The organism is Burkholderia guangdongensis (genome assembly GCF_013403875.1).
Lineage (GTDB): Bacteria > Pseudomonadota > Gammaproteobacteria > Burkholderiales > Burkholderiaceae > Burkholderia > Burkholderia guangdongensis.
Window position 1 is genome coordinate 41510 of the sequence record NZ_JACBNX010000029.1, and the last position, 13308, is coordinate 54817.

The 13308-nt window shown below is 67.7% G+C and carries 10 protein-coding genes; 5 read left to right on the forward strand and 5 right to left on the reverse strand.

Annotated elements, in window-relative coordinates; genetic code table 11:
• Positions 1-51 precede the first annotated feature (51 nt).
• Entirely contained in the window at positions 52-2967 is a 2916-nt protein-coding gene (locus tag HZI36_RS24025) for an EAL domain-containing protein (RefSeq protein WP_179405171.1), read from the reverse strand.
• 422 nt (positions 2968-3389) lie between these two features.
• The gene (locus HZI36_RS24030) at positions 3390-4262 is read right to left on the reverse strand and encodes an N-acyl amino acid synthase FeeM domain-containing protein (protein ID WP_179405172.1); all 873 of its coding nucleotides are present in this window, start codon (positions 4260-4262) and stop codon (positions 3390-3392) included.
• A gap of 222 nt (positions 4263-4484) precedes the next feature.
• Here HZI36_RS24030 and HZI36_RS24035 point away from each other — a divergent pair, with 222 nt between their 5' ends.
• Entirely contained in the window at positions 4485-5828 is a 1344-nt protein-coding gene (locus HZI36_RS24035; RefSeq protein ID WP_179405173.1) for a DUF2325 domain-containing protein, read from the forward strand.
• Positions 5829-5839: 11 nt separating this feature from the next.
• On the opposite strand, the gene HZI36_RS24040 is transcribed toward HZI36_RS24035, so the two are convergent.
• From HZI36_RS24040 to HZI36_RS24050, 3 genes are all read right to left on the reverse strand, one after another.
• Complete coding sequence (locus tag HZI36_RS24040) at positions 5840-6163, reverse strand: winged helix-turn-helix domain-containing protein (protein ID WP_179405174.1); 324 nt, start codon at positions 6161-6163, stop codon at positions 5840-5842.
• Between the two features lie 105 nt (positions 6164-6268).
• Complete coding sequence (locus HZI36_RS24045) at positions 6269-6865, reverse strand: nitrogen fixation protein NifQ (RefSeq protein WP_179405175.1); 597 nt, start codon at positions 6863-6865, stop codon at positions 6269-6271.
• On the reverse strand, positions 6862-7287 hold the full coding sequence (locus tag HZI36_RS24050; RefSeq protein ID WP_179405176.1) for a TOBE domain-containing protein: 426 nt from the start codon (positions 7285-7287) through the stop codon (positions 6862-6864). Before HZI36_RS24050 ends, HZI36_RS24045 begins: the two co-directional genes overlap by 4 nt.
• Positions 7288-7485: 198 nt before the next feature.
• Between HZI36_RS24050 and HZI36_RS24055 the strand changes: the two genes are divergently transcribed.
• From HZI36_RS24055 to bamA, 4 genes are all read left to right on the forward strand, one after another.
• A complete protein-coding gene (locus HZI36_RS24055; RefSeq protein WP_179405177.1) occupies positions 7486-8370 on the forward strand; it encodes an extracellular solute-binding protein in 885 nt (294 codons plus the stop codon).
• Positions 8367-10235, forward strand: a complete 1869-nt coding sequence (locus tag HZI36_RS24060; protein WP_179405178.1) for an ABC transporter ATP-binding protein/permease — start codon at positions 8367-8369, stop codon at positions 10233-10235. Before HZI36_RS24055 ends, HZI36_RS24060 begins: the two co-directional genes overlap by 4 nt.
• A gap of 422 nt (positions 10236-10657) precedes the next feature.
• Positions 10658-12046, forward strand: coding sequence for an L-serine ammonia-lyase (locus tag HZI36_RS24065; RefSeq protein WP_179405179.1), 1389 nt, complete (start codon positions 10658-10660; stop codon positions 12044-12046).
• Between the two features lie 282 nt (positions 12047-12328).
• The coding region (gene bamA / locus HZI36_RS24070; protein WP_246327205.1) for an outer membrane protein assembly factor BamA at positions 12329-13308 on the forward strand (980 nt) is incomplete at its 3' end.

Genomic DNA, 13308 nt, shown 5'->3' on the forward strand with positions numbered 1-13308 from the left:
CGGTGAAGACGCCGCTTCGCCCGCGCGCCACACCGCCACCGCGCGGGGCGCTCAATGCAACGCCCGCGGCGGATAGTAACCATCCGGCAGCAGCGCTTCCCGCGGTCCGATCAATTCGAGTATCGCCGGATCCTGGATGAAGTCGGCGGCGGACTTGGCGGCGAGAATCGTCTCCGGCGATTGCGGGCGCGCGATGCCGAACCCCTGCACGTAGTCCACGCCCATCGACAGCAGTTCTTCAAGCGTCGCCGCATCCTCGACCCATTCCGCGATGCTCTGCATCCCGAGATTGCGCGCGAGACCGATCGCCGCCTCGACGATCGCCGCGTTGGCCGACAGGCTCGTGATGTCGCGCACGAAACAGCCGTCGATCTTCAGCGCATCCGCGGGCAGGTCGCGCAAATACGGGAACGACGTATAGCCCGCGCCGAAGTCGTCGAGCGCGACGCGCGCGCCGAGACGCTGCACGCTGTCGATGAACCGGCGCGTGTTGCCGAGATCGTGCAGCGCGACGCCTTCGGTGATCTCGATGCAAAGCATCGGCACCACGTGCCGGTATCGTTCGAACAGCGTGCCGATCTCCGCGACGAAACGCTCGTCGTTCAACGACGCGCCGCTCACGTTGACCGCGATGAAACGCGTGTTCGTCAGCTTCGCGCGGTGCCGCTCGATCCACGCGAGCACGGTCTCCACCACCCAGCTGTCGAGCGCGGAGATCGTGCCGTTCGCCTCCGCCGCCGCAATCGCCCGCGCGGGCGGAATGATCGTGCCGTCCGGCTCGCGCAGGCGCAGCAGTACCTCGAAGTCGAGCGCGGCGTACGGCGTCTTCGTCGACATGATCGGCTGCATTTCGACGAACAGGCCTTCGGTCGGCAACTCGCCGCTGAACGTTTCGATCAGGCTCAGCGCGCGCGCGCGCTCGCCGAACATCGGCGCGTTGCTGCGATAGACGACAACGTGCCCGTTGCCGTTGCGCTTCGCTTCGCGGCACGCGGCGTCCGCCGCGGAAATGCCGTCGCCGGCACGCATCCCCGGCGGCAATTCGATGATGCCCGCCGACGCGCGCACCTGGAACGCGCGCGTGCCGATCTGGTACGGCGTCGCGTTGATGGCCTCGACGACGTTCTGCAGAACCTGCGCCGCATCGTCGAGCGGCAGCGCGCCGAACAGCACCACGAACTCGTCGCCGCCGATGCGGCCCACGCGGTCGCGCGGCCCGAGCACCTCCTCCATCCGCTGGCGCACCTGCCGCAGCACCTCGTCGCCGACGTGATGGCCGAACAGGTCGTTGATCAGCTTGAAGCGGTCGAGATCCAGATAGCCGATCACGCGCCGCTGCGCGTCGGACGTTGCGTGCGCGTCGGATTCCCGTATCTCGCGATCGATGCCACGACGGTTCAGCGCGCCCGTCAGCGGGTCGTGATCGGCCAGATAGCGCAACGTGTGCACGGCCTGCTGGCGCTCGGTGACGTCCTGAATGGAACCTTCGAGCTGCGTGCCCGCGTGCGCGGCGCGCACCAGGTAATAACGGTGCGATGCGTGGGCGGTGCCCGGTGCCGCGTCGCCGGGCGTCGTGCCGACGGGCTTCGTGCCGGCGGGCGCCCCGATCTCGCGCGTCAGCTCGCTCTCGACCGCCCCGCTCACCCTCGCGTCGTCATAGATGGCCTTCCAGCTCCCGGGCGCGAAGTAGTCGTCCCAATGGTGCCGATCGCCGTTGTCGCGCAGGCCGAGCATCGCCACGAGCGCGGGGTTGAAGCGCGCGAAACTGCCATCGGCGTTCAGCGTGAACAGGCCGACGGGCGTGAGCGCATACGTGTTGTTGAGGTCGACCTGCGCGCGCATGCGCTGCTGACGCTCCGCGCGGATCTGCTCGGCGATCGCGACCGCGGCCATCAGGCTCGACATCAGCGCGGAGGTCACGCTGTTGAGCGCGGGAACCAGAAAGTGCGCATGGAGCGCCGCCGACGCGATCTCCGAAAGGAACGACAGGTAAGCCACCGCGAGCGCCCCGGCGTACCAGATAGCGGTACGCGACGGCGCGACGATCAGCAGCCGCACCAGCATGAACACACCCACTGCGATCCCGACGCTCATGCTCGCCCACATCACCGGCAAATAGAGCCGCACGGGCAGCACGATCGACGCGACGAGCACCACGAATCCGAGCCAGAGCACCGCGCGAAAAAGCCGCTGGAAACCCACGCGCGGGAGGTCGTGGCGAAACAGCGTGGCAAAGAGTGTGCCGGTCAGAATATATTCCACCGGCACGGTAATTTTGCGGATCAGCGATATCCAGTCGTGCGGAATCGGCGTGCCGAGCCACATGTCGTCCCAGCCCATCGAGATCGACGCGAGCCGCAGATTGCCGAACAACCAGCCCGCGAACAGCACGTAGACCCAGTCGCGGTTGATGACCGCCGCGATCAGCACGAACACCGCGAGCGTCGCGAGGCCGCCTTCGAGCAGGCCGTTGTAGCGGTAGAAACGGTCATTGAGGATTTTCTGGTCGGTCTCGGACAGGAGCCGCGTGTGAACGACGACCGGGCCGCTGAACGACGCACGGCAGAGCACCGCGGCGCGACCGTCGATACCGAGCGCGACGCTACTGCCCGAGCGCTGTAGCGCGCCAGAGACGATCCATCCCCGCGACACGCGGCCGAGGGGCTCGAAGGTGGCGGCGTCGTAACAGACGATCTGTTCGATATGGCGAGCCGAGATTCGCAGCGCGGCGCCGGGCGGCAGCGACCCATCGGCGGGCGGCTTCGTGTTGTCGTCCATGCGAGCGGGGAGCGTCACGGACAGCCAGAACGGGGTTTCACTCAGATGCGTGTCGTATTTTTCAACCTCCGGGGCATCTTTCAGCGCTGCTGCGGCGGCAACCACGTCGAGCCGGCCGCGCGGATCGGCGAGCACACGCAGCGGGACCGGCGTGCCGACCGGCTTGTCGCTCGACGCACCGGGACTCATCAGAACAAACAGGGACAGGATGCCGATCGCCAACGGCGCGACGTAGTAACAAAACAGATGACACAGCCTGTCGATGGTCGCGCCGGCCCGGCCTGCGCGATCATCCCCGTGAGCGGCCCCCTTGCCTCTAAGCCATTTCATTCTTGATGCCCTTTTTGGCTCCGTCTATTTACCGAACCAGCGATCCAGCCAACGACACGAAAACGACGATTTGCGGCCGTGCGGCGACGAAGGGCCGAGGCGGATGCAAAATCGGTGCGGTGAACCGTTTGCGGGCTGTCCCCCTGACAACCCTCATGTGACACGTACGCGCCATTGTACGGTCCGGCAGCGGATTGCGAATATCGTCATCGCATGCGGCGTCCGCCCGCGCCACATCGCGCGCGGACCGGCCAGCACGCCGGTCCGCCACCGCACATCGGTCACACCGCCAGATCGGCTTCGCGCCGCGCCGTGACGACGCGCCGCTCGAGCGTCGCCGGCACACGCACCGCCCAGTTCAGCGCCGGCGCGGCACTCAGATCGATATCCGGGTGATAGGTCAGCGCCATGAACGTGTACAACGGGTGTTGCGCGCCGCGCCAAAGCGCTTCCGCGGTGCCGGGATGGAACGCCATGATCCGGTGCGGGATGTTCTGTGCGTGTGCGAGCGGCATGAACTCTTTCTCGCCGAATACGTCACAGAACCGCAATCCCGCATAGATCCGGTCGAGCGGCGAGCGCGCCGCGAGGACCAGCCAGTCGATCCGCTCGCGCATACAGTACAGATAACCCGCCTTGAAGAGCGCGAGCCGTACCATCCGGCCCGGCTCGCCCGCCTCGACGCCAAGACGCGTCGCACCGATCAGCCGCCCCGACACCCACGCCGGCAAATCCACCGATTGCTCCAGGGATAACGGCCGGAAACGGTTGGCCTGCAACCTCAACGTCCCGACCGGGCTGCCGTCGAGCTTCGATTCGGCGAGCAGGATCAGCGCATCGGGATCGCTATCGTAGGACTCCGGCTGATCCATCGTGCTGGCGAAATCGGGCACGTGGCGCTGATAGGCGGCCTTGCGCATACGAAGGGCACGCTGGAGCGCGTCCTCGTCGGCCACGACCCTGACCGTAAACGGCAACCGCCCGACCTGGCGTCCGGGGAGCGGCCCGCCCGGGTTCATCGCCGGCGCCATCGTGGCGCACAGATGCGAGTGCGATTCGGTCGCGTGGTTTTCTTTGATTTGTGTCATTTTTAGCTCCGTTCTGAATGGCCGCGTCCGACTGAACGCGGCAATTTGGAGCTTCGCACGACCCATCGCTTAGCTGTTCGACGTAAACGTGATGGTCGTCTGCCACCAGACTCAGGCAAACGACAACCTCACGAAAACCCCGATACGCCCCTCCCCTTCAACGCGGGCCGAAGCCACGCGCTTGCGCGGCAATCGCTATATTCTGCGGTATATTACGTGACTGAAAAGGCGCTGCCGGATGCTGCGGCATCCGGTCCCGGCCCGAATCGACATGGCAAGAGGCTTCCGATGGACACGCCCCCGTTTAGACTGGCGCGACTCGCATCCGCGCAACCCGATTCGCCGCGGCAGCGCCCGTTCCACGACCGCTGCTGCGAACCGGCGCCGCCGCTCGCCCGCGCCGCCGCGCCCCGCCGCACGCGCCTCGCGGAACTCGATACGCACATCCACTGCTCGGTGATCGGCACGTGCCTGACGACGGCCGAGCTGCGCAAGCTCGTGCCGCGCTACACGAACCTCGACCGCACGCACGCCTCCGACCTGCAGATCCATCACGCGGCGGTCGAACTCGCCACGCAGGGCGGCGACGGCGCGAAAGCGCTGCACAAGGCGCTCGATCAGCGCTATGCGCTGGCGATCAAGCGCTTCGGCTCGGCGAAGGGCATCGCCGCGCTGCGCGCGCTCTGGGCCGACGCGCTCAAGACCGGCGACGTCCCGCCCGCGTACTGGGCGGTGATGACGCATCCGGCAAGCACACAGGAGATGCGTCAGATCGCGTTCGGCGACGTCCACATGCTGTCGCATCTGGTGGGCGCCGCCAACCGCGCGGACATTCGACGCCTGGTCGCGCTCGAAGACGAAAACGCGGCGCTGAAAGGCAAGATCGAGCGCCAGCAAAGCCGGCTGCAAACGTTCGCGCTCGAGCGCGACGAGGAAGTGCGCGCGCTGCGCGCGACGATCGAGTCGCTGAGCGCGGCCGCGAACCGGCGCGCCGATCCGGCTCAAGAGGATCTGTCCGCGGAACTGGCCCGGCTACGCGCCGCGATCGGCGAGCGCGACGCCGCCATCGCGCTGAACGCAGGCCGCCGCGCCGCCGCGGAGGAACGTCTGAAGGAGGAGCAGGCGCGCACGCGGGCACTGCTGGAACGGCTCGACGACGCACGGGACACGATCGACACGATGAAGCACGAAGCGCAAGCGATCGAACGGGCCGTGCTGCGCTCGCTCGCCGAACCGGACGATTCGCCGCATGCGCTCGAGCAGGTTCACGGCAAACGGATCGTGTACGTCGGCGGCCGCCCCGGGTCGAATGCGGCGATCAAGCGGCTCGTCGAATCCGCCGGCGGATGGCTGACCGTGCACGACGGCGGCATCGAGGATCGTAAAGGCAAGCTGGCCGCGCTGATTCCGGGCGCCGACATGGTCGTGTTCCCGGTCGACTGCGTCGATCACGATTCGATGAACACGCTCAAGCGCGTGTGCGAGCGCCATCGGATCGCCTACCATCCGCTCCGATCGGCGAGCGTCGCGAGCTTCGTGCTATTGATGTCGCGCGAATCGGGCGAACCCGGCGAACCGGCGCAGTCGCAGCCCTGCGGCCGCCCTTCCGCGTTTTGTCTGCGGCACGGATAGCGCGACGTCCGTCAACGCTGCATCAGGTCGGTGAGGGCCGTGATCTGATCCGCGCAGGCCGCCGCCGCCCGATCCTCGATCGCGCGATACAGCCGGATGATGTCGTCGCCGACCGGCGTCAGCGTGCAGCCGCCGCCGCTGACGCCCCCTTGCTCCGACACGGTCGCCGGCGATTTCAGCGAACGGTTCAGTTCGTCGATCAGCATCCACGCGCGGCGGTACGACATCCCGAGGCTGCGCGCGGCCGCCGAAATGGAGCCGTGCTCGCGCACCGCCTCGAGCAGCGAAACCTTGCCCGGGCCGAGCGCAACCGTCTCCCCTCTGCGAATCCGCATGCGGAAGCTCACCTGAGGTTCGTCGAACACCGGCTGGACTGGGGGAGTGGAGGATCGGACCATGCGCGAGAGAATACACGAACGCACTTCACGCGCGGTCGTTCCCTACCGTGCCGGCGGAAAGCAGAACGCGTAGTCTTCGCAACCGGGACACCCCGGCGCGGGGCCGGGCGGCACACCCAGCGACCGGGCCAGTTCCCGCGCGAGAAATTTCTTCCAGCGCAGGGACTCGACGTTGCGCGCGACGAGCGCCGGGAAATAGCGCGTCAGCATCGCCGTGACGTCGTCGCGTCCGCGCAGCCCCAGGTCGCGCCACAGGTGATCGGGACGCAGGCACGCATGCGCGACGATCGACGCCACGCATTCGGCGTCGTCGCGCTGAACCGTGCCGCCGACATCACGCTGCAGCAACGCGCGCAATGCCGCCACGAAATTCGCATGGGCCGGATCCTCGATCGCGATCACGATCGGCCCCGCGGCGATCGCCGAAAGCGGCAGCCGTGGAAAGTGCCGGGCGCACAACGCGTCCAGTTGCGCGCGCGACAGGCCGAGCCATGCAAGCTCGCGGCCACCGTCGCGCGCGGCGATCAGCGCGGCGAACAGATTCGCATCGAGTGAATCGGCATCGTCCGCGCCCGCGAGCAGCGCCCTGCGTCGCTGCTCGCGCGTGTGCGCGTGCGCGGCATCCGGCGGTGGCGTCACTCGATGCCGACGATCACGCTCGACGCCTTGAAGATGGCCGTCGCGGCCTTGCCGGCCGCGAGCCCGAGGCGATCGGCGCTGTCGTTGGTCACGATCGCGACGATCTGCGTGCCGCCCGGCGCGGCGATCGCGACTTCCGCGTTGACCGCGCCCTTCGTGACCGAGGCCACGGTGCCGGCGACGCAGTTGCGCGCCGAAATCTTGCTGCTGTCGACGTCGACCATCACGACGACCGACGACGCCTTCACGAGCGCGAACGCCGCGGAGCCGGCCGCGAGGCCCAGCGACGCCGCGCTGCCATGCGTGATGACGGCGACGACGTCGAGTCCGTCCTGCGTGCGAAGCGTGACTTCGTCATTGACGGCGCCGGCCTTGACCGCGCTGATCTGGCCGACGAAATGGTTGCGGGCGCTGGTTCGCATGTTGATCTCCATACAAGATGCCGCTGCCGGATGCGCAGCGGATTCGGGATTGACGGTACGCCGCCCAGTTTACTTCCAATGCGCACGCGCGACGATCGCGGACCGCTATCCCGCGCATCGGGAAAAACCCACCGCAAGCAGCAGAACACGCCGAAGGGGCCGTAATATATCGGTCTCTATAACGCTATGAGGAAGGACATGATGCGCAAGCTGTTCATCTGCGGCATGATGCTGGCCGGGCTCGCCGGCACGCTCGCATCCCGCGCGGCGCTGGCCGACGAAGGGACCGTCGACGTGCTCTATGCGGGCTCGCTCGTCAACCTGATGGAGCGCAGCGTCGGCCCCGCGTTCGAGAAGGAGACGGGCCTGCATTTTCGCGGCTACGCGGGCGGATCGAACAAGATCGCGAACGAGATCAGAGGCAAGCTGCGGCGCGGCGACGTGTTCGTCAGCGCGAGCCCGAAAGTCAACGACAGCCTCGAGGGCGCGGCCAACGGCGATCACGTGACGTGGTACGTGAATTTCGCGGAATCGCCGCTGCTGATCGGCTATAACCCGCAAAGCCGTTTTGCCGCTGAGTTCAAGTCGAAACGCTGGGATCAGGTGCTGCAGGAGCCAGGCATCCGCATCGGCCGGACGGACCCGAAGCTCGATCCGAAAGGCGCGTTCACCGTCGAGATGATGAAGAAGGCCGCCGAACTCTATCATCAGCCGGATCTCGTCGAGAAGACGCTCGGCGCGGCAGAGAATCCCGCTCAGGTGCTGCCCGAGGAGACGCTGGTCGGCCGCCTGCAGTCGGGCCAGCTCGACGCCGGTTTCTTCTATTCGACGGAAACGTCCGACCTGAAGATTCCCGCCGTGCAGCCGGCGCCCGAATTGCAGGCGAAGGCGCGCTATACGCTGACCATTCTGTCGGATGCGCCGAATTCCGCCGGCGCGGCGAAGTTCGTCGAGTTCCTGCTGAGCGCGAAGGGCCGCGCGCTGCTCGCCGCGCACGGCATCGACGTCGTCCGGCCGACGGTCGTCGGCAACCCGCAGGCCGTGCCGTCGTCGCTGCAGGCCGTGATCGACGCCGCGCAATGAAGCGAACGGCGGCGCGGCCGCTCGTCGCGCTCGCGGCACTGCTCGCCGTCTATCTGTGCGCGCCGTTCGTCGCGAGCATTCCGCAGATCGGGCAGGCGGACTGGTCGAGCGTCGACTGGCGCGCGACGTGGTCGGCCGTCGCGGTCTCGGCGGGCAGCGCGAGCGTCGCGGCGCTGCTGATTCTGCTCGGCGGCGTGCCGCTCGGCTACTGCCTCGCGCGTTCGTCGTCGCGCGCGATGGCGCTGCTCGGCTTCGTCGTGCAGTTGCCGCTCGCGCTGCCGCCGCTGACGAGCGGCGTGCTGCTGCTGTTTCTGGTCGGACCGTACAGCGGAATCGGCCACGTGACGGGCGGCGCGCTCACCGATTCGTTCGCGGGCATCGTGCTCGCCGAAACGTTCGTCGCCGCGCCGTTTCTGATCGTCGCCGCGCGCTCGGCGTTCGCGTCGGTCGATCCGGTGTTCGAGGACGTCGCCGCGACGCTCGGGCACCATGCGGGGAATCGCTTCTTCCGGGTCGCGCTGCCCGCCGCGTGGCCCTCGATCCGCGCGGGCCTCGCGCTCGCGTGGCTGCGCGCGTTCGGCGAGTTCGGCGCGACGGTGATGGTCGCCTATCACCCGTATTCGCTGCCCGTGTATACGTATGTCGTCTTCGGCGGGCAGGGGCTGCCGTCGATGATGCCGTTGCTGCTGCCGACGCTCGCGATCGCGATCGTCTGCGCGATGCTGTCGGTGTACAGTCGCGGCGCGCGATACGAGGCGGCGCCGACGCACGCCGACAGCGGCGACAACGGCGACGACCCGCCGCTGGCGACGTCGCCGGCGGCGGTGGCCACGGCGGCCGCCGCCGAGCCGAGCGCGCGTCTCGCGCTGCGGCTGACGAAACGCCTCGGCTCGTTCAGTCTCGACGTCGAATGGGCGCCGTCCACGCGGCGGCTCGCGATCATCGGGCCGTCCGGCTCCGGCAAATCGCTCGCGCTGCGGCTGATCGCCGGGCTCGAGCACAACGAAGCGGGCACGGTGATGCTCGGTCGGCGCGACCTCGGCGCGTTGCCGCCCGAGCAGCGGCAGATCGGCTATACGCCGCAGGACTACGGGCTGTTTCCGCACATGACCGTCGCCCGGCAGCTCGCGTTCCCGGTCGATGCCGATGCGGCGAGCGCGCGTTACTGGGTCGACCATCTCGGCCTGTCGACGCTGCTGAACCGGCTGCCGCACCAGTTGTCGTTCGGTCAGCGCCAGCGCGTCGCGGTCGCGCGCGCGCTGACGCGCCACAGTCACCTGCTGCTGTTCGACGAGCCGTTCTCGGCACTCGACACGCCGCGCCGCCGTCGCCTGCAGCGTTCGCTGCGCGCGCTTCAACGCGAGATCGCCGCGGTGACGGTCATCGTCACGCACGACCCGGACGAAGCGGCGCTGCTCGCCGACGAAGTGCTCGTCATCGATCAGGGACGCGTGCTTCAGGCGGGATCGATCGAGCGGGTGTTCGAGCGGCCGGCGAGCACGCGGGTCGCGGAATTGCTGGGGCTGCGCAACGTCGGGAGCGGCGTGGTTCGCGCGCCCGGGTTGATCGAGGTGCACGGCGGGCCGCTGATCGAAACCCGCGACCGGTCGATCGAAGTCGGCCGGCATGTGATGTGGAGCGTCGCGTCCGGCGCGATTCGATTCGAACCGGGGCCGCGCTCATTCGCGGCAAGCGTCGATTCGGTCGAACTGCGCGACGGCGAGCGCTTCGCGCGCGTGAACGTCGACGGCATTCACTTCGACGTCGCGATCGGGCAGGCGCGTCTGCCCGAGCAACACGCGTGCACGGTGTCGCTGGAGCCGGCGGGCGTGTCGGCGTGGATCGGCGAGGCCGACGCGGCGTGATGGACTGGCCGGGACTGGCCGGGACTGGCCGGGACTGGCCGGGACTGGCGGGGCCAGGACTAGCGGAGCCGGGGCTGACGGGCCGCGGGGCCAGCGGGCCTCGGGGCCGGCGAGCCTCGGGGCCGGCGGGCACCTGAAGCGGACAACGCCGCGATGCCGGCCGTGATAGAGTGTATCGGCCGCTTCTCCTCCCCTCCCGCACGACGCGATTCCACGATGAGCTACCCGGCCCGCGTATCGCGGGGGCCTGAACGTCGGCCTCGGCGCGCGCATCGCGCAACAAAAAAGTCATAGCCTTAAAAAAAAATGTTTTGCCTGGATGTTTCTGTCCGGGAATCATCGATGATCGGCGAACCGCGCCGACGCGGCTGCGCCCGCGTCCGCCCGGCGGCGTCTTTACCTCACCGAAACAGGAACCCGACATGGCAGTCAGCGTATTCGACCTCTTCAAGATCGGCATCGGCCCGTCCAGCTCGCACACGGTGGGGCCGATGCGCGCCGCGCTGATGTTCGTGCAGGGCCTCGAGCGCGACGGCCTGCTCGCCGCCACCGCCGCCGTGAAGGTCGAGCTCTACGGCTCGCTCGGCGCGACCGGCAAGGGCCACGGCACCGACCGCGGCGTGATGCTCGGCCTGCTCGGCGACGCCCCCGACACCGTCGATCCCGACACGATCGCCGAGCGCCTCGACGCCGTGCGTCAAACGAAAACGCTCGCGCTGCTCGGCACCCATCCGGTCCCGTTCGTGCTGAAGGAGCACATCGCGTTCTACCGTCAGGCACTGCCCGAGCATCCGAACGGGATGAAGCTGCGCGCGACCGACGCGAGCGGCGCCGTGCTGCGCGAAACCACCTATCTGTCCGTCGGCGGCGGCTTCGTCGTCACCGCCGGCGCGCCGAACACGAAGGTGCTCGGCGCGGCCGAGCAGATGGCGCATCCGTTCCGCTCCGGCGCCGAGTTGCTCGCGCTGACCGAGCAGACCGGCAAGTCGATCGCGCAGCTGATGTGGGAGAACGAGCGCGTCTGGCATACCGAGGACGAAACGCGCGACGGCCTGCTGAAGATCTGGGGCGTGATGCAGTCGTGCGTCGCGCGCGGCTGCGGCATCGGCAACCCGGACGCCGACGGCACGCTCCCCGGCCCGTTCCAGGTCAAGCGCCGCGCGCCGCAGCTGTACCGCACGCTGACGGACCATCCGGAGCGCGCGCTGCAGGATCCGCTGTCGATGGTCGACTGGATCAATCTGTACGCGATCGCGGTCAACGAGGAGAACGCGGCGGGCGGGCGCGTGGTCACCGCGCCGACGAACGGCGCGGCGGGGATCATCCCGGCGGTGCTGCACTACTACACGCGCTTCACGCCGGGCGCGAACGAACAGGGCGTGATCGACTTCCTGATGACGGCCGCGGCGATCGGGATTCTGTACAAGCTGAACGCGTCGATCTCGGGTGCCGAGGTGGGCTGCCAGGGCGAGGTCGGCGTCGCGTGCTCGATGGCGGCGGGCGCGCTCGCGGCGGTGCTCGGCGGCACGCCGAAGCAGGTGGAGAACGCGGCGGAGATCGGCATGGAGCACAACCTCGGGCTGACCTGCGATCCGGTCGGCGGGATGGTGCAGATTCCGTGCATCGAGCGCAACGCGATGGCGTCGGTGAAGGCGGTAAACGCCGCGCGCATGGCGCTGCGCGGCGACGGCTCGCATTACGTGTCGCTCGATTCGGTGATCAAGACGATGCGCGAGACCGGCGCGGACATGAAGACCAAATACAAGGAAACGTCGCGCGGCGGGCTGGCGGTGAATATCGTCGAGTGCTGACGTGAACGAAGCGGCGCGCGCCCGCCCGGGCAGCGCGCCAAACCTCGATTCTTCGGGAATTAACGCACGGTAATGCCCGCGCATCGCGCGGCGAAAACGCGCGTGCGGCCCGCATGACGGGCCTCTCACCCATGCGTGCCCGCATCGAAAGAAAAAGTCGGTAATCCGTAAGTAACGCGACGGCGCCCCTGCGCGCCTATGCTCGCGGTTCGCTTATCCGGATGAAGTCGATGCAGATCCAACCATTCGCCGACGCAGCCGCGGCATGATTCGCCGGCCTGCATGAAATCCCCCCTGTCAGCGGCGCGCGGCGTCCGCAAGATTCTTCTGGCCAGCCTGTGTGTCGCGAGCGCACCCGCGCTCGCCGTCACCACGCCGTTCGTCGTGAAGGACATCAAGATCGAAGGCTTGCAGCGCGTCGAAGCGAGCTCCGTATTCGCGTATCTGCCGATCAAGCAGGGCGACACGTTCACCGACGACAAGGCATCCGAAGCGATTCGCGCACTGTATGCGACGGGCTTCTTCAACGACGTGCGCATCGCGACGCAGGGCAGCGTCGTGATCGTGCAGGTGCAGGAGCGTCCGGCGATCGCGTCGGTCGACTTTACCGGCACCAAGGAGTTCGACAAGGACAATCTGAACAAGGCGCTGCACGCGGTCGGTCTCGCCGAGGGTCGCTACTACGACAAGGCGCTCGTCGATAAAGCCGAACAGGAGCTGAAGCGCCAGTACCTGACGCGCGGCTACTATGCGGCGGAGGTCACGACGACGGTCACGCCGGTCGACGCGAATCGCGTGTCGATCCTGTTCGCGGTCGCCGAAGGCCCGAGCGCGAAGATCCGCCAGATCAACTTCATCGGCAACAAGGCGTTCAGCACGAGCACGCTGCGCGACGAAATGCAGCTGTCGACGCCGAACTGGTTCTCCTGGTACACGAAGAACGACCTGTACTCGAAGGAAAAGCTCACGGGCGACCTCGACGCGGTACGCTCATACTATCTGAACCGCGGCTATCTGGAATTCAGCTTCGAGTCGACGCAGGTGTCGATCTCACCGGACCGGAAGGACATGTACCTGACGGTCACGCTGCACGAAGGCCAGCCGTACACGGTGTCCGGCATTAAGCTCGGCGGCAACCTGCTCGACCGCGAGGCGGAACTGCAGAAGCTCGTGAAGGTGAAGGCGGGCGACCGCTTCTCGGCCGAGAAGCTGCAACAGACGACGAAGGCGATCGTCGACAAGCTCGGCGAATACGGCTACGC